Annotated in this window: 23 protein-coding genes and 1 pseudogene; 9 read left to right on the plus strand and 15 right to left on the minus strand. The window is 66.9% G+C overall.

What is annotated here, in order from left to right; translation table 11 throughout:
• Positions 1-281: 281 nt before the first annotated feature.
• From ABV518_RS06880 to ABV518_RS06895, 4 genes are all read right to left on the minus strand, one after another.
• Positions 282-1,796 carry an amino acid permease gene (locus ABV518_RS06880; protein WP_367766111.1) on the minus strand — a complete coding sequence of 505 codons (1,515 nt, stop codon included), beginning with the start codon at positions 1,794-1,796 and terminating at the stop codon, positions 282-284.
• Between the two features lie 84 nt (positions 1,797-1,880).
• Positions 1,881-2,042 carry a hypothetical protein gene (locus tag ABV518_RS06885; protein ID WP_367766112.1) on the minus strand — a complete coding sequence of 54 codons (162 nt, stop codon included), beginning with the start codon at positions 2,040-2,042 and terminating at the stop codon, positions 1,881-1,883.
• Positions 2,017-3,132: an asparaginase gene (locus ABV518_RS06890; RefSeq protein ID WP_367766113.1), complete on the minus strand. Its 1,116-nt coding sequence runs from the start codon at positions 3,130-3,132 to the stop codon at positions 2,017-2,019. Before ABV518_RS06890 ends, ABV518_RS06885 begins: the two co-directional genes overlap by 26 nt.
• 14 nt (positions 3,133-3,146) lie before the next feature.
• The gene (locus tag ABV518_RS06895; RefSeq protein WP_367766160.1) at positions 3,147-3,848 is read right to left on the minus strand and encodes a FadR/GntR family transcriptional regulator; all 702 of its coding nucleotides are present in this window, start codon (positions 3,846-3,848) and stop codon (positions 3,147-3,149) included.
• A gap of 248 nt (positions 3,849-4,096) precedes the next feature.
• On the opposite strand from ABV518_RS06895, the gene ABV518_RS06900 reads away from it, so the two are divergent.
• Both ABV518_RS06900 and ABV518_RS06905 read left to right on the plus strand, forming a co-directional pair.
• Positions 4,097-4,363 (plus strand): helix-turn-helix transcriptional regulator, encoded by a 267-nt coding sequence (locus ABV518_RS06900; RefSeq protein ID WP_367766114.1) that lies wholly within the window; start codon positions 4,097-4,099, stop codon positions 4,361-4,363.
• Positions 4,360-5,604 (plus strand): type II toxin-antitoxin system HipA family toxin, encoded by a 1,245-nt coding sequence (locus ABV518_RS06905; RefSeq protein ID WP_367766116.1) that lies wholly within the window; start codon positions 4,360-4,362, stop codon positions 5,602-5,604. Before ABV518_RS06900 ends, ABV518_RS06905 begins: the two co-directional genes overlap by 4 nt.
• Positions 5,605-5,630: 26 nt before the next feature.
• On the opposite strand, the gene ABV518_RS06910 is transcribed toward ABV518_RS06905, so the two are convergent.
• The gene (locus ABV518_RS06910) at positions 5,631-6,248 is read right to left on the minus strand and encodes a uracil-DNA glycosylase (protein ID WP_131135425.1); all 618 of its coding nucleotides are present in this window, start codon (positions 6,246-6,248) and stop codon (positions 5,631-5,633) included.
• A 171-nt stretch (positions 6,249-6,419) separates the two neighbouring features.
• Here ABV518_RS06910 and ABV518_RS06915 point away from each other — a divergent pair, with 171 nt between their 5' ends.
• The gene (locus tag ABV518_RS06915) at positions 6,420-6,923 is read left to right on the plus strand and encodes a hypothetical protein (RefSeq protein ID WP_367766118.1); all 504 of its coding nucleotides are present in this window, start codon (positions 6,420-6,422) and stop codon (positions 6,921-6,923) included.
• 13 nt (positions 6,924-6,936) lie between these two features.
• Here ABV518_RS06915 and ABV518_RS06920 read toward each other — a convergent pair whose 3' ends face one another.
• The 6 genes from ABV518_RS06920 to ABV518_RS06945 all read right to left on the minus strand — a co-directional run bounded on the left by ABV518_RS06920 (position 6,937) and on the right by ABV518_RS06945 (position 13,478).
• On the minus strand, positions 6,937-8,400 hold the full coding sequence (locus ABV518_RS06920) for an amidohydrolase family protein (protein WP_367766119.1): 1,464 nt from the start codon (positions 8,398-8,400) through the stop codon (positions 6,937-6,939).
• A gap of 56 nt (positions 8,401-8,456) precedes the next feature.
• Positions 8,457-8,843, minus strand: coding sequence for an RNA-binding S4 domain-containing protein (locus ABV518_RS06925; RefSeq protein ID WP_367766121.1), 387 nt, complete (start codon positions 8,841-8,843; stop codon positions 8,457-8,459).
• Positions 8,844-9,051: 208 nt separating this feature from the next.
• Positions 9,052-10,158, minus strand: coding sequence for a sulfite oxidase (locus ABV518_RS06930; RefSeq protein ID WP_367766123.1), 1,107 nt, complete (start codon positions 10,156-10,158; stop codon positions 9,052-9,054).
• A 173-nt stretch (positions 10,159-10,331) separates the two neighbouring features.
• A complete protein-coding gene (locus tag ABV518_RS06935) occupies positions 10,332-11,336 on the minus strand; it encodes an aldo/keto reductase family protein (RefSeq protein WP_367766124.1) in 1,005 nt (334 codons plus the stop codon).
• A gap of 77 nt (positions 11,337-11,413) precedes the next feature.
• Positions 11,414-12,463: an aldo/keto reductase gene (locus ABV518_RS06940; protein WP_367766125.1), complete on the minus strand. Its 1,050-nt coding sequence runs from the start codon at positions 12,461-12,463 to the stop codon at positions 11,414-11,416.
• A gap of 154 nt (positions 12,464-12,617) precedes the next feature.
• Complete coding sequence (locus ABV518_RS06945; protein ID WP_367766126.1) at positions 12,618-13,478, minus strand: hypothetical protein; 861 nt, start codon at positions 13,476-13,478, stop codon at positions 12,618-12,620.
• A gap of 232 nt (positions 13,479-13,710) precedes the next feature.
• Between ABV518_RS06945 and ABV518_RS06950 the strand changes: the two genes are divergently transcribed.
• Positions 13,711-14,112 carry a YchJ family protein gene (locus ABV518_RS06950; RefSeq protein ID WP_367766127.1) on the plus strand — a complete coding sequence of 134 codons (402 nt, stop codon included), beginning with the start codon at positions 13,711-13,713 and terminating at the stop codon, positions 14,110-14,112.
• On the opposite strand, the gene ABV518_RS06955 is transcribed toward ABV518_RS06950, so the two are convergent.
• The 4 genes from ABV518_RS06955 to ABV518_RS06970 all read right to left on the minus strand — a co-directional run bounded on the left by ABV518_RS06955 (position 14,109) and on the right by ABV518_RS06970 (position 17,907).
• The gene (locus ABV518_RS06955; RefSeq protein ID WP_367766128.1) at positions 14,109-14,894 is read right to left on the minus strand and encodes a TIGR04086 family membrane protein; all 786 of its coding nucleotides are present in this window, start codon (positions 14,892-14,894) and stop codon (positions 14,109-14,111) included. The genes ABV518_RS06950 and ABV518_RS06955 overlap by 4 nt on opposite strands.
• A 51-nt stretch (positions 14,895-14,945) precedes the next feature.
• Positions 14,946-16,961, minus strand: coding sequence for an acyl-CoA dehydrogenase family protein (locus ABV518_RS06960; RefSeq protein WP_367766129.1), 2,016 nt, complete (start codon positions 16,959-16,961; stop codon positions 14,946-14,948).
• A gap of 63 nt (positions 16,962-17,024) precedes the next feature.
• Complete coding sequence (locus ABV518_RS06965) at positions 17,025-17,327, minus strand: hypothetical protein (RefSeq protein WP_367766131.1); 303 nt, start codon at positions 17,325-17,327, stop codon at positions 17,025-17,027.
• A 169-nt stretch (positions 17,328-17,496) separates the two neighbouring features.
• A complete protein-coding gene (locus ABV518_RS06970; protein WP_367766132.1) occupies positions 17,497-17,907 on the minus strand; it encodes a PepSY domain-containing protein in 411 nt (136 codons plus the stop codon).
• Positions 17,908-18,056: 149 nt separating this feature from the next.
• On the opposite strand from ABV518_RS06970, the gene ABV518_RS06975 reads away from it, so the two are divergent.
• The 5 genes and pseudogenes from ABV518_RS06975 (at position 18,057) to ABV518_RS06995 (ending at position 26,396) form a co-directional block, all read left to right on the plus strand.
• Positions 18,057-19,505 (plus strand): DUF3375 family protein, encoded by a 1,449-nt coding sequence (locus ABV518_RS06975; protein WP_367766133.1) that lies wholly within the window; start codon positions 18,057-18,059, stop codon positions 19,503-19,505.
• Between the two features lie 2 nt (positions 19,506-19,507).
• Positions 19,508-20,263, plus strand: a pseudogene (locus ABV518_RS06980) (DUF4194 domain-containing protein); the annotation flags it as partial.
• Positions 20,264-20,532: 269 nt separating this feature from the next.
• Positions 20,533-23,973, plus strand: a complete 3,441-nt coding sequence (locus ABV518_RS06985) for an ATP-binding protein (RefSeq protein WP_367766134.1) — start codon at positions 20,533-20,535, stop codon at positions 23,971-23,973.
• Between the two features lie 214 nt (positions 23,974-24,187).
• Positions 24,188-25,279: an iron-siderophore ABC transporter substrate-binding protein gene (locus tag ABV518_RS06990; protein ID WP_367766135.1), complete on the plus strand. Its 1,092-nt coding sequence runs from the start codon at positions 24,188-24,190 to the stop codon at positions 25,277-25,279.
• 10 nt (positions 25,280-25,289) lie between these two features.
• Positions 25,290-26,396 carry a FecCD family ABC transporter permease gene (locus ABV518_RS06995; RefSeq protein ID WP_367766137.1) on the plus strand — a complete coding sequence of 369 codons (1,107 nt, stop codon included), beginning with the start codon at positions 25,290-25,292 and terminating at the stop codon, positions 26,394-26,396.
• The last annotated feature ends 56 nt before the right edge of the window (positions 26,397-26,452 follow it).

The raw sequence follows: 26,452 nt of genomic DNA on the forward strand, positions 1-26,452 counted from the left end.
CCCGCCAGCTGGCCATGCCCCGATGTGATGGTGAAGACCGGTGCACCACGGCAGCGCCGTACGGCCTGGCCGCACGCTCTGCCGTGGCGTGCTTTGTGACTGCGTGTCTGCCGGTTGGCAGCCAATACCCGGGCACTTCGGTGGGCCCGGTTATTCGTAAAAGTACGCCCGCGCCGCGGGGCGGTCAACGCAATTTATGACGACGGCGGCACCTTGGGTTCTGTGTGTACAGAACCCAAGGTGCCGCCGTCGTACGTCTCTGCCGGCGGGCCGGCGCGGCGCTACTTCTTGAAGCTTTCCGCGGGCGGGTTGGCGATGACGGGTGCTGTGCCGGTGAAGCCGTCGCGGGTTTCGGCGATTTCGCGGATGCGGGTGCGGCAGGCGTACCAGCCGACCACCATGAGGGCGCAGGCGATGGCGGTGACGAGCATGGTCAGGGGTGAGTCGATGAAGACCATGACCAGGACGCTGGCCAGGAAGAGCAGGGAGAGGTAGCCGGTGTAGGGTGCGCCGAACATCCGGAAGGAGGGGCGTGTCAGCCAGCCTTTGTCGGCCCAGCGTTTGAGCTGGATCTGGCAGAGGACGATGGTGGCCCAGGTCATGACGATGCCGACGGAGGCGACGTTGAGGACGATCTCGAAGGCCTGGGCCGGGACGAGGTAGTTCAGCGGGACCCCGAGCAGGGACACCCCGGCGGTGATGGCGATCCCGCCGTAGGGGACGCCGGCCTTGTTCATCCGGGAGGCGAACTTGGGCGCGGAGCCGTTCACTGACATGGAGCGCAGGATCCGGCCGGTGGAGTACAGGCCGGCGTTCAGGGAGGAGAGGGCGGCGGTGAGGACCACGAGGTTCATGATGACGTCCACACCCTGGATGCCGATGGAGCCGAAGAACGTCACGAAGGGGCTGACGCCCTTTTCGTAGGAGGTGTAGGGCAGCAGCAGGGCGAGCAGGATGACGGAGCCGACGTAGAACACGGCGATGCGGAAGACCACGGAGTTGATGGCCTTGGGCATGATCTTTTCGGGGTTCTCGGTCTCGCCGGCGGCGGTGCCGACGAGCTCGATCGAGGCGTAGGCGAACAGGACGCCCTGCATGAGGATGATCATCGGCAGCAGGCCGTTGGGGAAGATCCCGCCGTTGTCCGAGAGGAGGCTGATGCCGACCTGCTGGCCGTCCACGGGGGTGCCGAAGATGACGAAGTAGGTGCCCACGACCAGGAAGACGACCAGGGCTGCGACCTTGATCAGGGCGAACCAGAATTCCATCTCGCCGAAGACCTTGACGGAGACGAGGTTCAGGGCCAGGACCACGATCAGGGCGATCAGGGCCCAGGCCCACTGCGGGACGGCCGCCATCCAGGGGATGTAGTGGCCGAAGAAGTTCATGTAGAGCGCGGCGGCGGTGATGTCCACGATGGTGGTGGTGGCCCAGTTGATCCAGTAGAACCAGCCCGAGACGAACGCGGCCTTCTCGCCGAAGAATTCCCGGGCGTAGGAGACAAACGAGCCCGAGGACGGGCGGTGCAGCACCAGTTCGCCGAGTGCCCGCAGGATCAGGAACGCGAAGAACCCGCACACCGCGTAGGCGATGACCAGCGACGGGCCGGCCGCGTTAAGCCGGCCACCGGCGCCGAGGAACAGGCCGGTGCCGATCGCACCGCCGATCGCGATCATCTGGATCTGCCGAGGTTTCAGGTTTTTGTGATAACCCTTGTCCTCCGCATGCAACGCCGACTCGCTGGCATGCGCATGGCCGCCGTCTATGAGGTGGTCAGGGATGGGGGAATTCGTCATGGGGTGTCCTTCGGGAGAGCGGTTGGTGGGCCCACGACCGCAGGGATCCCTGGCCTCGCTTGCGGGGCCAGGGGCGGTGGGGGATTACTTGCTGAGGTTGGCGCAGCCCGGGTGGGTGTTCAGGGCGATCGCCAGGCCGATGGATGTGCTCCACCGTGATCCGGAGGTGTTCGGGGAGGGTGGTGGAAGGTCGTGCACGGACCGGGTCAGCGGTACGGCATCAGGGGCGGTCAGGTCGGTGGTCACCGATTTCCCGCAGGGCTTCGTTGGGGTTGGAAAGGAAGTCTGTGGGCTGCAGCAGGCCGACTTTGTGACCGCCGCCCAGGATGGGCGCAGTGCCGATACCGGCCAGCGGCGCTATGTCCACTCCGAGCGATTCGAGCAGGCGGACCGTGGCGGGCATCCGGGCGCGGTCGCCGCCGTCGGAAATTTTGACGGCCACTGCACGGCCGTCCGGCAGGCCCACAAGCTGCACGCCTTCGAAACCGTCTTTCGCCACTGAACCGGGGAGCAGCCGCATCAGGTCGGTGACGTCCCGGCGTTCGCCGGCCACCATGTCCGGGTGCTGGCGCATGGCGAGTCCGACGGCGGCTTCCGCTGCCGGCGGGACGGTCCCGGCGTGGTCGGGAGTGCTGCCTGCGGCGTTCCCGGCGGCGACAGCTATGCGGCCGAAGGCGCGGGCCATGCCGCGGAGGGTGAGGGCGAAGAGGGGTGTTCCGCAGCCGTCCGTGCTGCGGGCAAAGGGTTCCTCACCCGTCAGTTCAGTGATGGTGGCGGCGACGAGCCGCTGGAGCGGGTGCGACGGGTCGAGATAACCCTTGACGGGCCAACCGTTGATGACGCACGTGGCAGCCATGGCGGCGTGCTTACCGGAGCAGTTCTGGGTCAGCTGGGTGGCGTGGAAACCGGAGCGCAGCCAGTCCTCGCGCTCGGTGGTGCCGTAGGGGAGGTCGGCGCTGTTCTCGAGGTCGGCGGCGGTGAGGCCGTGCATGGCGAGGATGCGCTGGGTGCCGCCGCGGTGCTTGGCTCCGCCGGAGTGGCTTGCGGCGGTCAGGGCCAGCAGGTCGGCGGGGAGGTTCAGGCCGGCGCGGACCATGGCCACGGCCTGCAGGGGCTTGAGGGAAGAACGCGGGTAGAAGGGCGCCAGGGGGTCGCCGGCCGTTGCCAGGGTTGAGCCGTCCGGTGCCGTGGCGAGGGCCGAGCCGTAGTGGACGCTTTCCACCAGGCCGTCGCGGGTGGCGACCACCAGGGGTGCGTGCTGCGGGAGCATCGCGGATACGGCTGCGGCGGTGCCTTGGGCAGCGGTATGGGCAGCGGGCATGGCAGGGGCTGGCATGGAGTCCTAGGGGGTTACTTGTTGAGGATGGAATCGAGGGCAACGCCGACGGCGCGCAGGTGCTCGGCCATGGCTTTGCTCGCGGCATCCGCGGAGCCGGCCTCGATGGCGGTGAGGATCTGCTGGTGCTCGATGTCCGACGCGTGCTGCCGGTCGGCCACCATGTTCAGGGTTTCTGACTGGAACGCCAGCGCGCCCCGGATATCCGCGACCACGCTGGCGAACACCTTGTTGCCGCTGGCGCGGGCGATGGCGGCGTGGAAGCTGGAGTCCAGGGCAACCCAGGATTCGGGGTCCGTTTCCGCGGTCATCGCGGCGACGATGTGGCGCAGGGTCTCCAGTTCGTCGTCGGTCCGGCGCTGGGCGGCCAGTCCTGCTGCGGGGACTTCGATATGGGGACGCGCCTCGGTGAGGTCGCGGGCGGAGTACTGGCCCAGGGTGAGGTCGTTGGCTACCTTGTCGGCCACAACGAACGTGCCTTTGCCGGTTTTGGTGACGGTCAGCCCCAGCGCGGTGCAGGAGCGGAGGGCTTCGCGGATGACCGAGCGGCTCACGCCATACTGCTGCGAGAGCATCGCCTCGGAACTGAGCTTGCCCCCGACAGGTACCTGTCCGGATTCGATGTCGCTCCGGATGGCGTTGAATACCGCTTCGGCAGCGCTGAGCCGGGCGAGCGGATGGGGCACGCGCTGGGCGGTGCTCGGGCCTTGGGCCATTGGTTCCGCGGCGGACTCGGCAGGCTGTCCTGCTGTCCGGCTGTCTGACAGGTTCACGCTTAAAATATGGCACGGGTCACAGGGAGTGTCAACCATAAGCCGCTGGCGTGGACACCGTAAGCCGACGGCACGAAGGTGCTGCCGGACATCGGTACGCTCGTGCCGTTTTAACCCTTCCCGTAAATGTTGATCCGGCGTAAGCTCATGATTACCGGCGAATCGGCACGAACGTACCTATTGGAGTGCTCATGGCGACACCAATTAGCGACCTCCTGGCCACCGAGGTACGCGCACGCAGGTCTGCCCTGGGCCTCACCCAGCAGGACCTGGCGGACATGGCCGGCGTTTCCGAGCGATTTGTGCGCTTCGTTGAGCAGGGCAAGCCGAGCGTCCAGCTGGACTCGCTGACCGCGCTGCTGGAAACGCTGGGGCTGCAGCTGCAGCTGGTCACCAGAACCAGCCAGGCTGCGCGCGCACTCATCCGCCCCGCACGCGAACACGACACAGCGCCATGAAGCACCGCATCGCCGACATCTACAAGGCCGGCATACTGGCCGCGCGCCTCGAACGGCACGACGGCGGCACCCGGTTCAGCTACCTGCCGGCGTACCTCGCGTCCGGGGGACCCGCCGTCGCAAGTTCCCTGCCGCTGACGGGCGAACCGGTCCTCTCCGCAGCGGGCGCGGCGCCGCCCTATTTCACCGGGCTGCTGCCGGAAGGCCGCCGGCTCAACGCGCTGCGGCGATCCATCAAAACCAGTGCCGACGACGACCTGTCCCTGCTTATCGCGGCTGGCGGCAACCCCGTAGGGGATGTCCAAATCGTCGGCCACGGTGAACCGCTGGACCCGGACGAGCACGCCGTCCAGCTCGATCCGAAGCTGCCCGTGGACTTCGACCAGCTCCTGGGCGACCCCGATCTGATCGACCCCGTGGCCCTGGCCGGAGTGCAGGACAAACTGTCAGCCGGCATGATCTCGCTGCCCGTGGCCAGCGCCGGGAGGCGGTTCATCCTCAAACTCAACGCCCCCGAATTTCCGCATGTTGTGGAAAACGAGCTGGTGATGTTCCGGTACGCGGCCAAACTGCGGATTCCGCTGAGCAGGGTCCAGCTGATCCGGGATGTGGCAGGGCGGCCGGGCCTGCTCGTCGAGCGCTTCGACCGGGTGCCCGTCCCTGGCGCGGGTGCGGACGGTGTGCGGCGCCTGGCTGTGGAGGACGGGGCGCAGGTGCTCAAGCTTTACCCGGCGGACAAGTACAACGTGGGCTACGGGCAGGTGTGCCATGCGCTGGCGGATTACTGTTCGGCGCCTCTGCCGGCACTCCGGAACCTGGCCATCCAGGGGGCGTTTGCGTGGCTAAGCGGCAACGGCGACCTGCACGCCAAGAATGTCTCCATGGTCCAGCAGCCGCACGGGGAGTGGACCGTCGCGCCTGTCTACGACATCCCCTCCACAGTGGTCTACGGCGACAAAACCCTGGCGCTGACCCTTGCGGGAAAGCGCAGCGGAATATCGCGCCGGCACTACCTGGGCTGGGCTCAAGAGCTGGGACTCCCGGACCGCACGGCGGCCCAGGTGGTGGAGTTGGCGCTCAAGGCGTCCGGTCCGCTGATCGCCGACCTGGAAGCCGGCACCGCCTTTGCGGGCGTGGCAGGTTCCGGACGGGACGACGACGGTGGTTCGCCGTTTCCGGAGATGGTCACCCGGGCATGGGTCAAGGAGCTGAAGCACCGGAGGAGGCTGCTGGAAGGCTGACCACGCGCGTGGTCATCGGTGTAGTGCTACAGGTGCTGGATACCTGCGCGCTGCATGGCGTCCTTGTAGACCTCAACGCTCTTTGCGAGCAGCTCTTCCTGCTTGGCCTCAGAAACAGCAAAGGCCCGCCCGCCGAGCGCGCTGGCCTTGTAGATCTTGATGCCGCTGTTCTTCAGGGAGGAATGGTAGGTCTTCTCGAAGAGGGTAAGGAACGTTGAAGCGTCGGTGCCGTGGGCGATGATGGCCGAAACGCGGGAATTGATTTTCAGGAACTGGCGGAAGGGGCGCAGTCCGTCGGTCTTTTCCTGGACGTTGAGCGCGGTAGGGAGATCGGGGTCGCGGACCCACGGGTACGCATTCCATGGCATCACGTAACGGGGATCGAGTTCGGCGAGTTCGTAGATCTGGGTGGCGCGGCGGGCGGCTTCGTCGTCGTTGTTATGGGAGACGAACCCGGATTCGGTGCCTTTGCCGGGACTGACCTGCAGGCTGACGATCCGGCATTCATCCTCGTCGTGCACGGGATCGATGTACGGGACGACAGACCCTGGCTTCTTTTCCATCAGTTCGTCACAGAGCTGCGTTACCGCCGCGATGTTTGGTTCCTGTAGCAGGGCCTTTTTTTCGTCCCAGTCAATCGTCACGATCTCTCCCTCAGCAGCACGGCGTCCAGAATCAGGCGTCTTAGGCCACTCTACGCTTTTGGAGGTGGGGCGCGCAGGCGGGAAGTTATTCCATTCCCTTGCGTTCACGGTGGTGAAGAATGGTACGGCGGCCCCACACCGTGGACGCCAATGAACTAAGGAACCACAACAATGGTCAGCAGGACATCGCTTAGGGCCGAAGGGTTCGCCGGGTTCAGGACGGTAGGCAGCCTTGAGATCATGCGGATCCCGCAGGGCACAGGCGTCTTCGCCGTGCTCCGGCCGGACGGCTTCGAGCCGCGTTTCCTGAAGAAGAGCGCTGCCGGAGTGTTCAAAAAGAAGGACCCCTCGCTGCCGGAAACAGCATTGGCTGCCGAATGGGTCGGGGACGCGGACGTCCTCTATCTCGGCAAGGCGGGCCCCGGCAGCAAAGGCAACCGGGGGCTGCGCCGGCAGATCCAGGAATTCCTGGACTTTGGCAAGGGGAAGCCGCCGGGCCATTGGGACGGCAGGCTGGTGTGGCAGCTCGCGGCTTCCGAATCGCTGGTCATTGCGTGGAAAGAGGTCCCGGCTGGGGAGGTCAATGGGACCGAGGCCCGGCTCCACGCGGACTTCATCGCGGAGTTCGGGCGGCTGCCGTTCGCGAACCTCGTCCAGGCCCGGTTGAAGAAATAGCACCCACGAGTAACTAAGCCAGGCCGCCGTCGTATGTGAAGCGGCCGGCCAGCAGCGTTGCCGCAACCGGCATGGCGGCGTACACCGCATCCGGCGCGGCCAGCGGGTCGGCATCCAGCACCACCAGATCCGCAGGGTCCCCGACGCTGATCCGGCTCCGGCCCCTCGCTGACGCAGCCAGTGCCTGCCGCCGGCTGATGCGCTCCTGTGGATGCCACGGACCCCTGCCGTCCTCCCGGGACCTGGTGGTGGCCGCCGACATCGCAGCCCATGGATCCAGCGGCGCAACCGGTGCGTCCGAACCCAGTGCCAACGTGGCGCCGGCGTCCAACAGGGACCTCAGCGGAAATGCGCGGTGGGTGCGGCCGCCCCAGTTGGACTCCGCGGCGTCGCGGTCGTCGAGGGCATGGACCGGCTGCACGCTGGCGGTGATGCCCAGCGGGCCAAAGCGGCCGAAATCCTCCGTCCGGACAAACTGGGCGTGTTCAATCCGGCCGCCGGTCCCGGCACGTTCAAACGCGTCCAGCGCCACGCGGTTGGCGGCGTCGCCGATGGCATGGACTGCGGGGACAAATCCCGCTGCCTTCGCCTGCTCCAGGAGCGCCAGCAGCCCGCCTTCGCTCACAGTCAGCAGCCCATGGCTGCCGTCCGGGTACGGATCCGAGCAGAACGCCGTCCGCGTATTCAGCGACCCGTCAATGAGCACCTTCAGCGGGCCGACGCGCAGAAGCCCTTTGCCGCCGTCGAGCTCCAAGCCCGTGCTCATTCCCTCGTGGCGTGCCCGTTCAAGGTCCCCGGGGTAGACGCCGGCGTCCACCCGGAGGGCATCGAAGCCGCCGTCGATGCGCCGCAGCCAGGCGTCGCGGTTCCAGGTCATCTCGAAATCAACGATGCCCACGATGCCGCGGGCGGCAGCCGCCTGGGCGGCATCGGTGACCCAGCCGTCCACCACAGAGTCCGGCAGTTTGCCCAGCTCACGGGTCAGCGTAAAAGCAGGTTCCTCCCGGAGCAGGCCGCTGGCATCAACATGTACCCCGTACCGGCGGGCGGCGGCGCTGTTCACCCAGGCGCAGTGCAGATCGTGGCTGACCAGGGCGGTGGGCTGGTTGCCGGTGGCGGCGTCCAGCAGTTCCAGGGTGGGGACGTCCGGCCACAGGGCGTCGCGGAAGCCAACGCCCACGAAAGTGACCGAGGGATCGGCGCCGTGAACGTAATGTCCGACGGCGGCCGCAGCCTCCCGTGCGGTGGCCGCGGCGGACAGGTCCAGCCTGTTTGAGTGCAGTGCCCACTGGGTCATGTGGACGTGTTCGTCCCACAGCCCTGGAATGACGTAGCGTCCGTCCACGCTGATGACGCGGGCCTTATCCGGGATGCCTCCGCCGGGACTGATCCGTGCCACCACGCCGTCAACAATGTGCAGGTCGGTGACGGCCTCGTCGCCGGGTTGCCGGACGGAGACCAGGACGATGTTGTTCACGGTTTCCAATTCTGATCGTTCAGCAGGTGAACAGGACTCCGGCTTCCCCGGGCGGCTTAAACTGCCGGGCCCCGAAGCCGCTCCATCTCCCGGCGGTCCTTCTTGGTGGGGCGCCCGGTCCCGCGGTCACGCTGCGGGAGGCCCAAAGCGGGTGCGATGGGACGCGGCGGGGTGTGGTCGGTGAAGCAATGGGAGGCAGGTTCGGCTCCGACGCGCTTGGCGATCAGGCGCCGGACCTCAAGGATCCGTTCGTAGCCGGACATCCGGACGGTGACTGTGTCACCTGTGACCAGGGTGGCGGAGGCTTTGGCGGGACTTCCGTTCAGCCGCACGTGGCCGGCGCGGCAGGCGGCGGTGGCCGCGGAACGTGTCTTATAGGCGCGGATCGCCCACAGCCACGCATCAATGCGGACGCTGGCGGGGGAGGACGGAAGGATGGTCATGGCTGGCACCGAGTATACGGCGTGGAACTGCCCGCATCTTCCCATACCTGCTGGGAAGCATTGTTTATGCGTTGGTATGGAGCATCACCCTTCGCGGCAGGGGATACCGCAGCTGCCCGCGAACCACGTGGTTCCTGATCGCGGTTCCGCTTGCCACTGGAGCGCCCGTGGTGGCTTGGATCATGCTCTGGTTCTGAAAGCGGCCCGGCTACTGGACGGTGACGCGTACCCGCTGGACCATGTTGTTGCCCATCCCCTGGTAATTCCAGTTCTGCTCCAGGGGCTGGGCAGCGCCGGTGGCGTCTGTGGCGCGGCAGGCCAGCTCATGCTCGCCCGGATCGGCCACCCACGGAAGGGTCCATTTGCACCAGGCGAACGGTCCGGCCGGCTTTTCCAGCTGGGCCGCCACCCACTCGCCGTCGATCCCCACCTCAACGCCGGTCACCGCACCATGGCCTGACCAGGCCCTGCCCTGGAGCATCACCGGACCGTGCTGCAGCACCCTGTTGCGCGTGAAGAAGTCCGGTATGCCCGGCGGAACCATCAGCGAACGGACCCTGATCCGCGAAACCGGTGTTCCGGCGTCGTCCGCACTGTCCTGGTACCGGTAGGCCTGCTGCTGCTGGAACCCCGTGAACGGGCGCGTCACCACGTCGATGGACTCCAGCCACTTGACGCTGGTCATGCCGTACCAGCCCGGCACCACCAGGCGGACGGGGTAGCCGTGCTGCGGCGGCAGTTCGCTGCCATTCATCCGGTAGGCAAGCACGACGTCGGGCCGCATCGCCTCGCGGATGGGCAGGCTCCGCGCATAGCGATGCCGGACGCCGCCCTGGATTCCAGCATCGGCGCCGGTGAAGACCACCTCGGCGGCTTCGGGCAGGACGCCGGACTTCGCGAGGAGGTAGGCCAGCGGCACCCCCGTCCATTCCGCCGTCCCCACCCCTTCCTGGATCCAGGGCTGGCTCAGAGGCCGCGGTTTGAGCAGGGACCGTCCATTTCCCGCACATTCGAGGGTGACGGGAATGGTGATGGCCGGGTCCTTCCTGAGGGCTGCCAGGCTCAGCTCCAGCGACCGCTCCACGGCCCCCTTGACCTGCAGGCGCCAGGACGACGCGTCAATGTCCGGGATGTCGAAATGCGTGAGGACGTAATGGAGCCCGGGCGGCGTGATGTCCCGGCGCAGCGCCTCCAGCGGCATGGCATGGTTCCGGGCAGCCAGCTGCAGCTCCTCCGGGGTCAAGGGCCCCGACGTCGGAACACCTGCGGGCGGGGCGGTGCGGGCGGACTGGCGTTGCCTGTAAATCTGCTTCATGGCGGGTGCGATTCTGCTCGATGACGCTGGAGGGTCTTCCTCCTGACAGGTTTACGCCGCGGTGCACGCCCCCGTCAACGGCGCGACCGTACAGTTGAGGCCCCGTTTTCCGTGAAAAACAGGGCCTCAACTGTACGGTCGCGCTTGGCGGGTGGAATTGGTGTGCGGCGCTCCTAGGCTTCGCGGGCTGCGGGCGACTTGGTCTGCGCCGGATCGCGTTCGGCGAGGGAACCGATGGCGTCGTCGATCTTCTTCAGGACCTCAGGCTCCAGGACCACACCCGCGGCGGCCACGCTGTCCGCGATCTGCTCGGGGCGTGACGCGCCCACGATGGCGGACGCCACGTTCGGGTTCTGCAGGACCCAGGCCACCGCAAGCTGAGGCATGGTCAGCCCGGCTGCCGCGGCGATCGGCTTGAGCTCCTGCACGCCGGCCAGCACGTCGTCGCGCATCCAGCGCTGGATCATCTTTGCGCCGCCTTTGTCATCCGTGGCGCGGCTGCCTTCGGGCGCAGGCTGGCCGGGCAGGTACTTTCCGCTCAGCACACCCTGCGCCATGGGGGACCAGACAATCTGGGACACGCCCAGCTCCTCCGACGCCGGCACCACCTCGGCCTCGATGACGCGCCACAGCATGGAGTACTGCGGCTGGTTGGAGATCAGCTGGAAGCCCAGTTCCTTGGACAGCGCGTGGCCGTCGCGGAGCTGCTCCGCGGTCCACTCGCTGACGCCGATGTACAGCGCCTTGCCCTGCCGGACAATGTCCGCGAACGCCTGCATGGTCTCCTCCAGCGGCGTCTCGAAGTCGTACCGGTGGGCCTGGTAGAGGTCCACATAGTCCGTCTGCAGCCTGCTGAGTGAGCCGTTGATCGAGTCCATGATGTGTTTGCGGGACAGGCCCAGATCGTTTTTGCCCTTGGGGCCGGTGGGTCCGTAGACCTTGGTGAAGATCTCCAGGGACTCGCGGCGCTCACCCTTCAGCGCTTCACCGAGGACAGTCTCCGCTGCCGTGTTGGCGTAGACGTCCGCCGTGTCGAAGGTGCTGATGCCGGCGTCGAGCGCGGCCCGCACGCACTGGGTGGCGACGTCGTTCTCCACCTGTGAGCCGTGCGTCAGCCAGTTGCCGAACGTGATTTCCGAGACTTTGAAGCCACTGTTTCCGAGGTATCTGAATTCCATGGTTTTCACGCTAGCGGAGATGCCGGCTCACGGTAAGGGCTTTCCAAAAGCGCGACGGCGGCAGCGGGCAACTGCGGTCAGCGCCGGCGGAGCTCCGCGTACTCAAGGGACGGGACGATCGCCCCGGCATCGCGTTCCACGAAGTTGGTCCCCGGCGGCACCAGTTCGTCGATCGCGTCCAGCACGGTTTCGCCCAGGAGCGTGTCCGCCGCCCTGACGTAGGCGTTCAGGTGTTCCTCGGTGCGCGGGCCGACGATCACGCTGCTGATGGATGGATGGTTCAGGGCGAACCCCACTGCGAGATCCACCAGGGAGATCTCCAGCTTGTCCGCGAGCCGGGCGAGGGAATCCGACGCGAGCAGCTTCCGCTCGCTGGCAGGACCGGAAATGTCGTACCGGCCCGGCAGGGAGTGCACGCGTGCCGGCGGTTTGCCGGCGTCCAGGACGAAGTCGCCGGAGAGCCAGCCGCCGGCCAGGGGCCCGTAGGCAAGCACGCCGAGCCCGTACTGCTGGGAGATGGGCAGGACATCGCGTTCATTGGCGCGCACCAGCATGGAATAGGGGACCTGGTTGCCAACCGGCGGGATCAGGTGGTTGGTGGTGGCAAGCCACTGCGCCTCCACGAGCTGCGCGGGGGTGAACACCGACGTGCCGTAGTAGAGGATCTTGCCCTGCCGGATGAGGTCGTTCAGGGCGGTGATGGTCTCCAGCACGTCAGTGTTGTAGTCCGGCCGGTGCGCCTGGTACAGGTCGATCCGGTCCGTCTGCAGCCGCCGGAGGCTGCCCTCCACCGCCTGCATGATCCAGCGCCGGGAGTTCCCCGAGTGGGCCGGGTTGGCGCTCATCTGGCCGTGGAACTTGGTGGCCAGGAAGACGTCGTCGCGGCGGCCGCGCAGCGCGCGGCCCACCACCTGCTCGGACTCACCCTGGGAATAGACGTCAGCGGTGTCCACCGCGGTGATGCCGGCATCCAGGGCGGCCTGGATGATGCGGATGCTTTCGTCCGCTCCGGTGGGGGCGCCGCCGGATGCGCCGCCGGGGCCTTCGCCAAAGTTCATGGTGCCCAGCGTGAGCGGGCTGATCGGCGTGCCGGACCGCCCGAACACACGAAGTTCGCTGAGGCTCATCCCCGGCTCCTCACAAATCGATTTCCCCACGCGGATTGCTGTGGATCGTCACGACGCTACACAAATTCGGCTGCGCCCTGCAGGAAAGTGCCACAGTGCTTCGCTTTTCGTAGCACGGGGTAACGCAGGGGCCGGTAATGACGGTTTGTGAAGGTCAGCGCCGGTCGGCGGGCAGCTTGCCTTTGAGGACTTTTGCGTGCCCGGAGAGGGACATCAGCGAACCGGTGTCCAGCGGGGACAGCGGCGCGGGAGCGGAGGGCTTCTTGAAGGACCGCGGTACGTCCCGCACCGGGTGGTCCTGGTGCAGCGCCGACTCAACCAGCGGGGCCACGGCCACCACCTTCTCCGCGGGCACGCCGGGATCGGGCAGGTCCCGGACGGAAATCCTGATCTCAGGCGCGGCGGCCCGTGCACGCGCTACGGCCCGGGCATCAGCTTCCGCCACGGCGGCTGCCCAGCCCTCAGCCAGCACCGGAGGTTCACGGCGTGCCGCCGTGAGAAGAGGATGGTGCTCGACGGCGTACCGGAACCGCGGCTTGAATTCAGATAGTTTCAGCGCGTCGCGGCCGTCGCGCAGGGCCTTGCGCCAGTCGCGCGGTGCCGTCACGGTGGCGACGGCGGCGCTGCCGTGGGCACGAACAGTGGTCAGGGTGGCGCCGGTCTTGGTCCGCACGTTTGCACCCACGGCGGCGGCCCTTGCGCGAAGCCCCACGGCGCGCTGTGGTTTCGCGGGAGAGGGGGCGGCAGCGCCGTCGTCGTGTCCTGCCGGAGCAGTGACCGCGGCCGGAGCAGATGAGGCACCCGCAGGGTTGCCGGTCAGGCGGACCAGCGGGAGGGTTTCGTGCCGGGGAAGCCGGCCGAACAGAGCCATGACTGTCAGGGCGACCAGGCGGCCGACGCCGGCCAGGACCAGCGTTGCGACCACCAGCAGGAACAGGCCAAAAAACATCAGGAACGCCAGGCCGAGGGTTCCGAAAAAGGTCAGGTTAAGAGCGATGGTCGTTGAATCTCCCACGTCACCTCTCCAATCTGCCAGCAGCGGAGTCCGTGCCGGCACCCATCACCACGGGCAACAGCCCCTCCACTACCTTACGGACTATTTTTGGGCCCTGCCGACCCTTGGCGGGGTGCGTCCGGGGTTGTTTCGAACCTGTTACCGGATATGACAACGCCGGGGCGGCCTATAGTCGGACAAAGACCCCGAAGGAGCCCCGAATGCGGCCCCGGACCACCCTGACAGGAGCGCCATGCCCGAGAACCCAGCCACGTCGCGCAGTTGCTTCTGCTTGTCGGGGGAGCCGTACGCGCAGTGCTGCGGACGGTTCCACAGCGGCCAGTCCGACGCCGCGACCGCCGAGCAGCTGATGCGGTCCCGGTACAGCGCATTTGTCCTGCTCGACGCCGGCTACCTGCTGCGCACGTGGCATCCGGACACCGCACCATCGGAGCTGGAAGTGGACCCGGCCATGGAATGGCGGCGCCTGGATATCCTGTCCACCAGCCGCGGCGGGCCGCTGGACACCGAGGGGACCGTGGAGTTCAAAGCCCACTTCCGGCACGACGGCGCTCGCGGCGTCCACCACGAAACCAGCCGTTTCGTCCGCGAGGACCGCCGCTGGTACTACGTGGACGCCGTACTCATCGCCTAGCCTTCGCTGTACGTTTCGTCCGGGGTGAAGCCGGCCCGGTCCACCTTGCGGTGGAAGTGCATGCCCGCCAGCCCGCCCAGCACGGCGCCGACAAGCGCGACAAGGGCCACCACAACAGCGGCAATGATGCTGGTGATGGTCAGTTCGCCCTCGTTGATGGGGATCCGCGGGAAGCTGTTCAGGTTGGCCAGGACGTTGAACTGCTGGCCGGCGATGAGGCCCACGATGGCGATGACCACCGCGGCGATCAGCGCCCAGATCCACACCATGAATCCCTGCTTTGCGCCGTTGAACCGGGCCATCCGGCCCGCAACGTAGCCGCCCGAATAGTAGGAGACGAAAAGGATCACCAGCAGGACGATGATGCCCACCAGCCCGACGGTGCCGTTCGTGGTCACCTGGTTGACGGCGTCGTTGACGTCGGTGTTGCTGGCCAGCCCCACGGCTGTGCCTGCTGCGGCCACGAAGGCGGTAAGCAGGACGGCCATGCCCGTGGCGGCCAGCCAGCCGAAGAAAGCGGAGCCCACCTTGATCCCGCCGAACTGCTCCTTTTCCCGGGCCACGGCCGTCTGCCGGTCGGTCACGTTGGGGTCCGGCAGGGCAGGATCCGTCACCGGAGTGTCGGGCCGGTACTCCCGTTCCGCGGATGGCGGCAGTGTCCGGTCGAAGGCGCGTGTGGGTTCGCCTCCGGCGAAGGCTTCGTCACGAGCAGTCTCACTGCGTAGATTCTCATTCCGGGCTCGCCGCGGAAAGCTGTCCTCTGGGCCTGTTTGGTTGCTCATGGGTCAACTCAACCACTGGTGACCAGCGATAACAAGGATGCTTATCAATTGCTAGCGGTAGTTGCGGTGCAGGTTTTCCTTAGTTGAGGCCCCCGGAGTGGCGTCCGCGATCCACGGTCCGGTGCCCTCGGACTGGTCCAGGACCCCGGCTTCAAGCCAGGTGTAGTCGCCGGCCAGGACCTTGCGGGAGAGGTCGTGGTCGCCGTCGTCGGTGTTGCGCCAGAGCTGGTCGAAGTACTCTTCGATGCGGACCCGGGCCTGCTCGCAGTACGCCTCGGCGAGTTCGTAGGCACCGGCCGCCTGTTCCGGCGTGGTGTGGAGCATCATCTCGGCCCGGGAGCAGCACGCGGCCATCGCATAGAGTTCCGCGCCGATATCAACCACCCGGCCCAGGAACGCCTGCTTGTACTCGAGCCTGGCCTGCCAGCGTCCCATCCCGTAGAAGGTCTGGCGGGCCAGCTTGCGCGAGGACCGCTCCACAAAGCGCAGCTGTTTGGCCAGCCGGCCAAAGTCGCTGTAGGAGCGGGGGTCCATGCCCGCGCCGGCCACCAGTTTGGGCAGCCACCTGGCGTAGAACCCTGAAGCCCCGACGGCGGCCCTCGCCTTGTCCTGAAGGCTTGCGTCCACCGATGCGAGGTCGCCGGCGGCCGCCAGGTGGGCGTCCACCGCTTCGCGGGCGATGAGGAGTTTCATGATTTCCGATGAACCTTCAAAGATCCGGTTGATCCGGAGATCGCGCAACTGCTGCTCGGCGGGAACCGCGCGTTCACCGCGGGCCTGAAGGGACTCCGCCGTCTCGAAGCCCCGGCCGCCGCGGATCTGCACCAGTTCGTCGGCGATCCGGTAGCTGATCTCGGTGGACCACAGCTTGGCCAGGGCGGCTTCAATCCGGACATCCTTCTGCCCGGCGTCGGCGAGCTCGGCGGACAGCTCGAAGACGGCATCCAGGGCAAAGGCGGACGCTGCGATGAACGCGATCTTCTTGCCCACTGCCTCGTGCTTGCCCACGGGCTGGCCCCACTGGGTGCGGGCGTTGGACCATTCGCGGGCAATCTTCAGGCTCCAGCGTCCGGACGCGACGCACAGCGCCGGAATGGAAAGCCGGCCCGTGTTCAGCGTGGTGAGCGCGATCTTCAGGCCCTGCCCTTCGCGTCCCAAACGGTTGGCGGCCGGGACCCTGACCTGGTGGAACCGGGTCACGCCGTTTTCGATGCCGCGCAGCCCCATGAACGTGTTGCGGTTCTCCACGGTGATGCCTGGGGAGTCCATTTCCACCACAAAGGCGCTGATGCCGCCCTTGTGCTTTGTGCCGTCCGCGTCAGTGTGGGCAGGGACCAGGGCCATCACCACCACCAGTTCGGCGATGACGCCGTTGGTGGTCCAAAGTTTCACGCCGTCCAGGAGGTAGGACCCGCCGTCGTCCGTGGGGACCGCCGTGCTGCCCATGCGGGCCGGATCGCTGCCCACGTCAGGTTCCGTGAGCAGGAAGGCGGTGATGGCGCCGGCGGCACAGCGGGGCAGGTATTCCTTCTTCTGCTCCGGTGTTCCGAACACCTTCACAGGTTCGGGCACGCCGATGGACTGGTGGGCGGACAGCAGGGCGCCAAGGCTGGGATGTACGCTGCCCAGCAAGGCCAGCGCCCGGCCGTAGTACACCAGGGACAGCCCCAGGCCGCCGTACTCCTGCGGAATCTTCATGCCGAAGACGCCGAGGTCAGCAAGGCCCCTGAGGTATTCGTCCGGGATCCTGGCATCACGTTCTATAACGCGGCCGGACATGGTGCGGGCGTACGCCTCGATGCGGGCCATGAACGCTTCGCCGCGTTCCACGTCATCGGGTTTGGCGGTTGGCCAGGGGTGGACGAGGCTTAGATCGAAATTGCCCAGGTACAGGCCCTTGGCGAAGCTGGGCCGGTCCCAGCCTGTCTGGCGGGCTGCCTCGGTTATTGCGCGGGCGTCCGCCGCGGTGGCTTCGGATCCGATGTTTCCCGCAGCGACGGGAACATCGGCGTCCGGCGCATCGATGGGTGGCGAGCTGGCGGCGGGACTGTCAGTGGCGGAGCTCATGGGGTATCTCCTCTGCCCGGGATGGCCGGTTCAAGCCATGGATCCGCCGGGTTGGAGAACCCTTTAGCTGTCTCTCAATATTACCCGCGGGTAGCTTCCAGTGCTAGGGGATGGCTGGCCGTGGAAGTCCCCGGGAATCTCCACGGTGGACGCGTGATGCACCAGCCTGTCCCATCCATTGTTGATTCCGTGGACCACTGCCAGCAGCGTGGTCGAGGCGACGAACCACCCCAGCTTCCCCACGCCTACCAGGACCAGGGCCAGAAACCCCGCCGTCAGGACGAAGGCCGCCAGGACCAGGGCAAACACCAGGGTTCCTACAAAAACCATGGTGGCTGTCTCCACTGCACTTAGGTCGAACTGCATGCTTCCCCCTGCTGCGCCGTTGCTTCAGTTGAATCAGTAGCACGAGCGTAGGGGTTGCCGGCCGCCGCCAGCCAGACCAGGCACGCCGCCGCAGCGGGTTGATATGGGATCGCAATGCTACCGGCCCGTAGGTCACGGAGCGGTCGCGGAAGTCCCGGTCCCGCTTGCGTTAATCGTCGTCGAACTCCGGGGCGGCCTGGTTCAGGACCGCGAAGTCGGCGCCGAGCCCCACTTCAACCTCAGAACCGTTGTCCAGCCGGACTTCAACCTCATAGGCGACGTTCCCGTCGTTTTCCCGTTCGACCTCGGCGACAGTACCTTGGCCCACCCTTGCCAGCGCGGCGTTCGCGGCCTGGTCCCGGTCCGCAGTGTTCAGGGGTGCGAGGTTCGTGTCGTCGTCGTTGTCCTGCCCGGACCCCGTGGTGGTGGACAACTGCGAAGACCGGTCGACGTTGACTCCGATCCTGCCCAGGTCCTGATCTCCGCCCGTACGGGCGCTCGCAGCGACCGCCACTGTCGCGCCACCCAGAATCACCGCCGCAGCCGCCAGTACCGTGACCAGTGCAGCTTTTTCGCGCATGTCAAACTCCTCTCAGGTGATTTAAACAGTGTGCTCCCGGGGCCAGCAAGGTACAACGATTAATCGGTCGCGGGGCCTGCGTTAACCTTGTAGTTGGCAGTTTTCGCGATCCGCGCTGCCCAACCATCCCAGCAGCTGAAGGAGAGTGCGTGCCCCGCTCCGCCAGGTCATCCGCTGACGCGATCAGCGCCCGGCTCAGGGACCTCGAACTCCTTACCAAAGGACCGGCGTGGGCGCTGACCCGCTCCGCTCCCTGGGTCATCGCAGTGCTGCAGGCGTCCTTCACCCGCACGCGCCCGCAGCTTCCGCTCGAGGAGTTCCATGCCGACGTCGACTCCTTCCTGGAGCAGCTCCGCCGCGAAGAACCCGGGCTGGGCGGAGTGGCCAACGGGAAGTCCTTCGGCGATGAGTGGACGCGCAAGCACTTCCTGACCCGCCGCAACCAGTCAGGCCAGATTGTCTACGAGGTCACCGAGCCGGCCGCCCGTGTTCTCGCCTTCCTGGACAGCCTCTCCAGCGAGCGTTCCACGCTGAACGGTTCCCGGCTGGGCACGCTCCTGGGTGATGTGGAGAAGCTGGCCAACGAGACCAACCCGGACCAGAGTGCCCGGCTGGAATCCCTCGCCGAAGAGATCGGGGAGCGGCAGCAGCTGATCCAGGACATCAGCTCGGGCGACTTTGACGGCCTGCTCGATGACGACGAAGCCGTGGAAGCCGCCGGCAACATCCTGGACCTTGCCGCGAGCCTGCCCGCGGACTACAAAAAGATGCGCGACCGGATCGAGGAACTGGTGGGCGAGCTGCGCAACCAGATCATCGAGGAGTCGCTCAGCAAGGGCGCCACCATGGCGCAGGTGCTCGAAGCAGACAAACGGCTCCGGCAGAGCCCCGAGGGCAGGACGTTCCGGTCATTCACCGCGTTCCTGGAGGACCCGCAGCAGCAGATGCGGTTCCGTTCCGCGATCGGCGAGGTCCTCAGCCGGCAGTTCGCCGATGACCTCTCGCCCGAGGACCGCGAAACCCTGAAGAACCTGGTGGCTGAGCTCCGTCACCAGCACAGCCAGATCCAGCGGATCTACGGCAAGCTCAGCGAAAGCCTGAACACCTACGTCCAGAGCGACGACTTCCGCCAGTCCGTCCGCCTCCGGAAAGTCCTGCGCGAGGCCGAGCAGGCCATCCGGTCGCTGCCCTATGAACGGGAACGGCCCGGCCTGGTCCGCGGTCCGGTGCTGTTCAACGCCGGCTTCGAATCGCTGGCCATGGTCAAGCTTTACGATCCCGACGAGTTCGCCGTTCCGCCCAGGCTCGCGGACCCCATCGCCTTCAGCGACTCCGACCGCGTGCGCTCGCCGAGGACCGGCAAGGCCCGGCCCGAGGCCATCAGGGCGGCCGTCGCCGGTGCGTCCACGCTGGCCGAGGCCTGGGCCCAGCTGCCGCCCGACGAACAGCACATCAACTCCATCCGGGCACTCCTGTCGCACGCCCTCCAGGAAGGCGCGGACTTTGACCGCGCCGCCTGGGACGGCCTCGACTTCGAACAGATAGACGGCACCACCCGCAAGGCATTCCTGCCGGTGGTCACCCTCAAGAAGGATTGACGATGACTGAAGAAACCACGACGGCGGCCGAGCCTGAGACCTCGTTGGTCGAGCCTGTCGAGACCCCGGGGATTTCGACAGGCTCACTCCCCGGGGGAGTCACACCCCGGGACACGTTCGTGGACGGTGCGGCGCTGTTCCCCGGCGACACGGGCGTGCTCTCCATGAAGGTGCGCCAGGCACTGGTGAAGCTGCTCAAGGGTCCGTATGTCGACGGGGGCCGCGACGAAAAGCTGTGGACCACGCTCCTGGATAACCAGCTGATCCTGCGCAGCCGGCTGTCCGAGCTGTTCCTGAGCCTCCAGCTGGACCACGAGCGCAAGATCGCGGTCCTGCGTCCGGTGGATCCGGAGGCGATCGGCGGCAGTTCACGCTCAAGCATCCTGCGCCAGCAGCGTGCGCTGAGCCGGGTGGAGACCATTGTGCTGCTCCGCCTGCGCCTGCTGCTGGACCGCCACGTCACCGCCCAGACGGACCCCACCATCACGCGCGAGGAAATAGCGGACCTCGTGGCCCACTACCAGCCCGCCGGACAGCAGGACGCCCTGAGGGATTCGGACGTGGTCACCCGCGCCATCACCAAGCTCCTGGCCCGCCAACTCCTCCTCACCACCGGCCTGGAGGACGTCTACACCATCTCCAACGCCCTCCCCCTGGCCCTCCCGTTCGAAAACATCGGCGACATCCCGGCCCAAATCGAGGCGCTGGTAGCAGCAACAGCAGACCCCACAGGCACAGAACCCCTGATAGAGCTCGACGGCGACGCGGGTGCCGAGGACGACGACGCCGATGCCGCCCCCGCCCCTCCGCCGGGCGACTACGCTGCAAGCAGCGCGTCGCCCGGCTCCGCTAGGCCCGATGCCACTCCCTGGGCGGCATCGGCGTCGTCGTCCGTGGGTGCGCAGGTTCCGGGCACGAGCGGTGACACCGGGGACATGCGGCAGCGTGCGTCTAAGCGAGGAACGAGCGAGCACGCCGAGCATGTGTCCGGCGGCGCCGCGAACGGAACCATCGAGGGGGCAGAAGCATGAGCATCGCAACCATGCTGCCGATGGGCGAGCTCACGAACCCAGGCCAGATGCGCCTGGCGCTGGTGCAGGTGGTCAACTGGGGTACCTTCCACGGTGCGCACACGATGCACGTGGACCGCAACGGAACCCTGCTCACGGGTAACTCGGGCGTGGGAAAGTCGACGCTGTTTGATGCCATGCTGCGCGTGTTTGATGCCCGGCCGCGGTCCAACGAGGCGGCGGCGCAGCGGGCCGGCGGTGCCGTGGAGGACAAGCGGACCACGTTCACGTATATGCGCGGCAAGGTGGGCGACAAGGCGGTGGGCGAGGGCTCGGCCAGTGCGTTCCAGCGCCCGGGTGCCACCTGGTCCGCCGTCGCGCTGACGTTTGATAACGCCGCGGGCACCCGCGTCACGGTGTCGGCACTGTTCGACCTGCCGAAGAACGGCACGGAGTCCAGCGTCGGGCGCTTCTACTTGATCGACACCAAGCCGCTGGACCTGCCGGCCATCGAGGACATCGCCGAGAAGCGCTTCACCAAGGCCGCCCTGGAGACGATCTTTCCGGACGCCCAGGTCTTCGACGTCCACAAGGCTTTCGCGGAACGTTTCCGCCGCCTCCTGGGCATCAGCTCGGACCAGGCCCTGCCGCTGCTCCGCGTGATCCAGGCCGGAAAGGGCCTGGGCGGCAGCGTCAACACCTTCTTCCGCGACCAGGTCCTGGACGCCCCGGCCACGCTCGCCGCTGCTGATGACGTGGTGGAGGAATTCAGCAACCTCATGTCCATCCGGCAGCGGCTGGAGGATGTGCGGCAGCAGCGGGACCAGCTGGCCCCGGTGCCCGGGCTGAACAAGGACTACGCGCAGTCGCTGCTGGACGCGAACCGGCTCCGTGAGCTGGCAGGCGAGGAATTTGAGGCCTACAGGCAGCGGCTCGCGGTCACCGTCCACCAGAAGACCCTTGCCCGGTTCAAGGAGCTGGCCCAGGTCAAGGCCAAGGAGCTGGGTGCGGAACGCTCGGTCCGTGACGGGCTGGCCAAGGAACTGCGCCAGTTGGAGACCGACTACAACAACCAGGGCGGCAACGCGATCTCCGCGATCGAGCAGTCGCTGGAGAACGCCAGGGTTGGCCTGAGGCTCGGGCGGCAGGTGGAGGAAGCGGCCCGCAAGGCCCTGTCCGACGCCGGCCTGCAGCTTGAGTGGACCGCCGAGGGCTGGGAACAGGCACACGAGCAGGCGGCCGCCCGGTCGGCCGAGCTCAAGGATGACTCGCAGGCCCTGCAGGAACTCCGGTTCGAGGCCTTCGACGGCCACGCCACCAAAAAACGCGAGCTGGCGGCAGCCCAGCAGGAGCTCGTGTCGCTGAAGACACGCAAATCCCTGCTGCCGCCGTCGAGCATTGAGAACCGTGCGGCAATTGCCGCGGCCACCGGCGTTGCTGAGGACCAAATGCCGTTCGGCGGAGAGCTGATCGACCTCGCCGAGGGGGAGGAGCAGTGGCGTCCCGCCGCGGAGAGGGCGCTCCGGAACCTCGCCACCACGCTGCTGGTCCCCGGCGAACATTTCGCCGCGGTGACCCGCTACCTGAACGACAACAAGGTGCGCGGGGCCCTGCGCGCCGTGGATGTGTCCAAGCCGCTCGCCGGCGGCGCGCTGGCTGTGGAGGACGTGCGCGACGGCGACCTCCTCACCAAGCTGGACATCCTCGCGAGCGGCGCAGTGACGGATGCGGGGGAATGGATCCGGGAGCGGATCGCGCTCGATTTCGCCTACCCGTGCGTTGCGGACCCCAACGAACTGGCCACCCTGGACAAGGGCCTGAGCCTGGGCGGAGTGGTCAAGCGCAACCGCCACACGGTGGAAAAGGACGACCGTTTCACAGGGCGCCAAGATTACGTCCTCGGCTTCGATAACGCCGCCAAGCTGGAGCTCGTGGCCGCCCAGGTGGAGGACCTTCAGCAGGAACTGGCCAAGGCCGCCGAACTGGCCCAAAGCCGCGAAGCGTCCCACCAGGGCATGAGTCGGCAGATCGACGCGCTGCGGCTCATTGCGGAGGACCACCGCCCCTGGGAGCAGGTATCGGCCGCGGTTGCCGCGGAGGAACTCGCCAGGATCGAGCAGCGGCTCAAGGACGCCCTGGCCGCCCAGGCCGACCTGGAACCGCTGCGCGCCAACATCGAGGCGGCGCGGCAGAAGCACCAGGCCAGCACCGAGGCCGCGGCCGTCCTGCAGAGTGAATACAAGGCACTCGACCGGCAGCTGAGCAACGCGGATTCAATGCTGGAAGCCGCGCGGGCCCGCCTGGAGCAGGCTCCGCCGTCGGACGCCACAGTGACCGCGCTGGAACCGTACTTCACTGACTTCGGCGACGTCAGCGAAATGCACGAGCTGGACAACCTGGCCAACCGCGTCCGGACGGCACTGCTGGGGGAGTTGCACGCTGCCGAGACGCGCGGACAGGCAACCTCCGAGCGGCTGACGCGCATCTTTGAAGGCTTCGTCCGGGAGTGGGGCACCGCCATTTCCGCGGACCACGGCACGTCGATCGGCGCAGCGGGGGAGTTCGAATCCCGTTACCACGCCATCGTCAGCGACGGCCTTCCCGCGCAGGAGACCGAGTTCCGGCAGTTCTTCAACCAGCGCACGCATGAGTCGTTCAGCACGCTGCTGCACCTGCTGGACGAGGAACGGCGGTCCATCACCAGCCGGATCCTGCCGCTCAACGGCATCCTGTCCGAGGTCAACTTCCATGAGGGCAGCTTCCTGGAACTGGACATCAAGCAGACGCTGCCGGGTACGGCAAAGCAGTTCAAGGACGCCATCCAGAACGCGCTGAAGGCCCGGCATGCCCGGCACGGCAGGGCGGAAAACGCCGAAGCCGACGACGCCGAACTCACCGCCCGGTACAAGACCCTTGAAACGCTGGTCAAGCGGCTGGGCTCGCAGACCCCGGAGGACAGGCGCTGGCGTGCGGAGGTGCTGGACGTCCGCGGCCACCTGTTTATCCAGTGCAAGGAGCACCGCGAGGTGACCGGTCCGCGCGGCGGCAAGCGGACCGACGTCTACATGCACGCCGACACCGGCTCCATGTCCGGTGGCGAGCGGCAGCGCTTCACCGCGTTCATCATGGCCGCGGCGCTGAGCTACCAGCTGGGCATCGCCGAACAGGGGTTCACCACATACGGCACGGTCATGATGGACGAAGCGTTTGTGCTGGCGTCCGAGGAGTTCGCGGGTGCCGGCATCAAGGCGCTGCACGAATTCGGCTTCCAGCTGCTGCTGGCCGCGCCGGAGAACGTGATCGACCTGTCCCGGCACCTGGGCTCCGTGACCGAGATCCTGCGGGACAAGCGCACTAACCGCTCGGGCGTGCTGACCGCTCCGGTGATCCGGCCGAGGCCCGGCCAGGAGGGTGAGTGGCGGTCCGAGGCCAACCCCGTGGACATCGTGCTCCGCTGACCCCGACCCTCTCTCACTTCCTGTCGGTTTTTCACGAACGCTCATGCACCTGGTGCTTGAGCGTTCGTGTTTTTTCTGCAGGAAATGAGAGAGCGTTTGGGCGTCGGGCTGTGTGCTTCGTCACGTAGGGCAATTAAGTAACGCAAACCTTGCGTAATGCGGCAGAGGGTAGGCTAGCCTTACTTAGGTTCGCTTCATTCACCTAAGGAGTTCCGTGACTTCCCCCCTCTTCTCCGGCCCGAGTGCCACCCGCCGCACCCTGTTCAAGTCAGCCGGCAAGGCAACGGCCGTTCTGGCCGCAGCGGCACTCACTCTCTCCGCCTGCTCCACGGGACCCGCGTCCTCCACGTCGGACGCCAGCACCTCCAACTCCAGCAGCTCGCAGTTCCCGGTCACCATCAAGCATGTCTTCGGTGAGACCACCATCAAGGAACAGCCCAAGCGCGTCGTCACCGTCTCCTGGGTCAACGACGACGTTGCCATCGCCCTCGGAGTGGTCCCGGTGGGCGTCCCCAAGAACGAGTGGGGCGGCAACGAGCAGGGCTCCACGCCCTGGAAGGATGCAGCCCTGAAGGAACTCGGCGCAGGCTTCGGCACGGACAAGGCCCCGGTCCAGTTCTCCGAGGCGGACGGCGTCAACTTTACCGAGATCGCCAAGCTCACCCCGGACGTCATCCTGGCCGCCTACTCGGGCCTGACTGAAGAGGACTACAAGAAGCTCAGCGAGATCGCACCGGTGGTGGCCCACCCTGAGGTTGCCTACGGCACGTCATGGCAGGATTCAACTTCCATCATCGGCAAGGCGCTGGGCAAGGAAGCCGAAGCCACCAAGCTCATCGCCGACACCGAGGCCACCATCAAGGAAAAGGTCGCCAAGTACCCGCAGATCGCAGGCAAGAGCTTCATCTACGGCAACCTGGAGCCCGCTTCGGCTGACGGCGTCAACGTCTACACCGCCAACGACAACCGCCCCCGCTTCCTCAGCGAGATCGGCATGAAGCTCGCGTCCGTTGTGGAGGACAACTCGAAGGGCTCCAAGGAATTCTTCATCCCGTGGTCCGCCGAGAAGGCCAATGAACTCGAGTCCGACATCTTCGTTACCTGGGTTCCGGACGCCGCCACCACCGATTCCATCAAGTCGGACCCGCTGCTCGGCCAGATCCCGGCCATCAAGACCGGCGCCCTGGTTGCCGATTCGGACAACACGCTGACCCTGTCCATCTCGGCCTCCTCCCCGCTGAGCCTGCCGTGGTCGCTGGACACGTTCCTGCCGCAGCTGGCCACCGCAGCGGATGCAGTGAAGTAAGCACCGTCCCATGACGGAAAGTACGACGACGGCGCACGCTGAGGAGCGACATCTCGGCGCTTTGGCGACACGAAAGGGCCGAGAGCTCACCCCTCGGAGCCCCGGCGCCGCCCGCCCGCGCCCCGTAACCAGGCAGGCTGTCTGGCTGCTGGCCGCCGTCGTCGTACTTGCTTTGTTAACGGCCGCTTCCCTGGCCATCGGTGCCCGCGGGCTTTCGCTGGCCACGGTGTGGCAGGCCCTGGCGCAGTTCGACCCCGCCAACGGTGACCACGCCGTGGTCCACGCCCGCATCCCCCGCACTGTCCTGGGCATTCTCGCTGGCGGCGCCCTGGGCCTCGCCGGCGCCGCCATGCAGGGCGTCGCCCGCAACCCGCTGGCGGACCCGGGCATCATGGGCGTCAACGCCGGAGCCGCGCTGGCCGTGGTGACCGGCATCTATCTTTTTGGCGTTACCTCCCTCAGCGGCTACATCTGGTTCGCCTTCATCGGCGCCGGAGCGGCCGCCGTCGTGGTTTACCTCATCGCTTCCATGGGCAGGGACGGTGCGACGCCGGTCAAGCTGGCCCTCGCCGGGGCCGCGCTCAGCGCCGGGCTGTATTCCCTGATGAGCGTCATCCTCGTCTCCAGCCAGGACACCCTGGACCGCTTCCGTTTCTGGCAGGTGGGCGGGATCGCCGGCCGCGACTGGGCTGTGGTGCTTCCGGGCCTGCCGTTCCTCGCCGTCGGCGCCCTGATTGTCCTGGCCACCGGCCGCATCCTCAACAGCCTCGCCCTCGGTGACGACATCGCCCGGGGCCTCGGCCAGCGCGTTGGCCTGACGCGCGGCGTGACGGCCCTCGGCATCGTGCTGCTCTGCGGTTCCGCGACGGCGCTGGCAGGTCCCATCGGGTTCGTGGGCCTGGTTATTCCGCACGCGGTCCGGTCCCTCACCGGCCCGGACTACCGCTGGATCCTGCCGTTCTCCCTGGTGCTGGCCCCGGCCCTGCTTCTGGGGGCGGACATCATCGGCCGCGTTGTGCTGCTGCCGGGCGAGGTGCCGGCCGGCATCATGACGGCGCTGGTGGGCGCGCCGGTCTTCGTCTGGCTGATCCGCCGCGGCAAGGGAGCCGGGCTGTGACGACCTCCACCAGGCGCGAACTGGCATATAACGCCCTCAAAACCGCGAAAACAGGG

The organism is Arthrobacter sp. HS15c (genome assembly GCF_040812005.1).
GTDB lineage: Bacteria > Actinomycetota > Actinomycetes > Actinomycetales > Micrococcaceae > Arthrobacter.

Bases quoted from the DNA above. Each gene is read 5' to 3' on its own strand.
- ABV518_RS06895 (WP_367766160.1), bottom strand. From the start codon at position 3,848: ATGGCCCAAGGCCCGAGCACCGCCCAGCGCGTGCCCCATCCGCTCGCC.
- ABV518_RS06890 (WP_367766113.1), bottom strand. From the start codon at position 3,132: ATGCCAGCCCCTGCCATGCCCGCTGCCCATACCGCTGCCCAAGGCACC.
- ABV518_RS06950 (WP_367766127.1), top strand. From the start codon at position 13,711: ATGCCCGAGAACCCAGCCACGTCGCGCAGTTGCTTCTGCTTGTCGGGG.
- ABV518_RS06955 (WP_367766128.1), bottom strand. From the start codon at position 14,894: ATGAGCAACCAAACAGGCCCAGAGGACAGCTTTCCGCGGCGAGCCCGG.
- ABV518_RS06985 (WP_367766134.1), top strand. From the start codon at position 20,533: ATGAGCATCGCAACCATGCTGCCGATGGGCGAGCTCACGAACCCAGGC.
- ABV518_RS06930 (WP_367766123.1), bottom strand. From the start codon at position 10,158: ATGAAGCAGATTTACAGGCAACGCCAGTCCGCCCGCACCGCCCCGCCC.
- ABV518_RS06940 (WP_367766125.1), bottom strand. From the start codon at position 12,463: ATGAGCCTCAGCGAACTTCGTGTGTTCGGGCGGTCCGGCACGCCGATC.
- ABV518_RS06905 (WP_367766116.1), top strand. From the start codon at position 4,360: ATGAAGCACCGCATCGCCGACATCTACAAGGCCGGCATACTGGCCGCG.
- ABV518_RS06960 (WP_367766129.1), bottom strand. From the start codon at position 16,961: ATGAGCTCCGCCACTGACAGTCCCGCCGCCAGCTCGCCACCCATCGAT.
- ABV518_RS06970 (WP_367766132.1), bottom strand. From the start codon at position 17,907: ATGCGCGAAAAAGCTGCACTGGTCACGGTACTGGCGGCTGCGGCGGTG.
- ABV518_RS06925 (WP_367766121.1), bottom strand. From the start codon at position 8,843: ATGACCATCCTTCCGTCCTCCCCCGCCAGCGTCCGCATTGATGCGTGG.
- ABV518_RS06995 (WP_367766137.1), top strand. From the start codon at position 25,290: ATGACGGAAAGTACGACGACGGCGCACGCTGAGGAGCGACATCTCGGC.
- ABV518_RS06900 (WP_367766114.1), top strand. From the start codon at position 4,097: ATGGCGACACCAATTAGCGACCTCCTGGCCACCGAGGTACGCGCACGC.
- ABV518_RS06935 (WP_367766124.1), bottom strand. From the start codon at position 11,336: ATGGAATTCAGATACCTCGGAAACAGTGGCTTCAAAGTCTCGGAAATC.
- ABV518_RS06880 (WP_367766111.1), bottom strand. From the start codon at position 1,796: ATGACGAATTCCCCCATCCCTGACCACCTCATAGACGGCGGCCATGCG.
- ABV518_RS06965 (WP_367766131.1), bottom strand. From the start codon at position 17,327: ATGCAGTTCGACCTAAGTGCAGTGGAGACAGCCACCATGGTTTTTGTA.
- ABV518_RS06915 (WP_367766118.1), top strand. From the start codon at position 6,420: ATGGTCAGCAGGACATCGCTTAGGGCCGAAGGGTTCGCCGGGTTCAGG.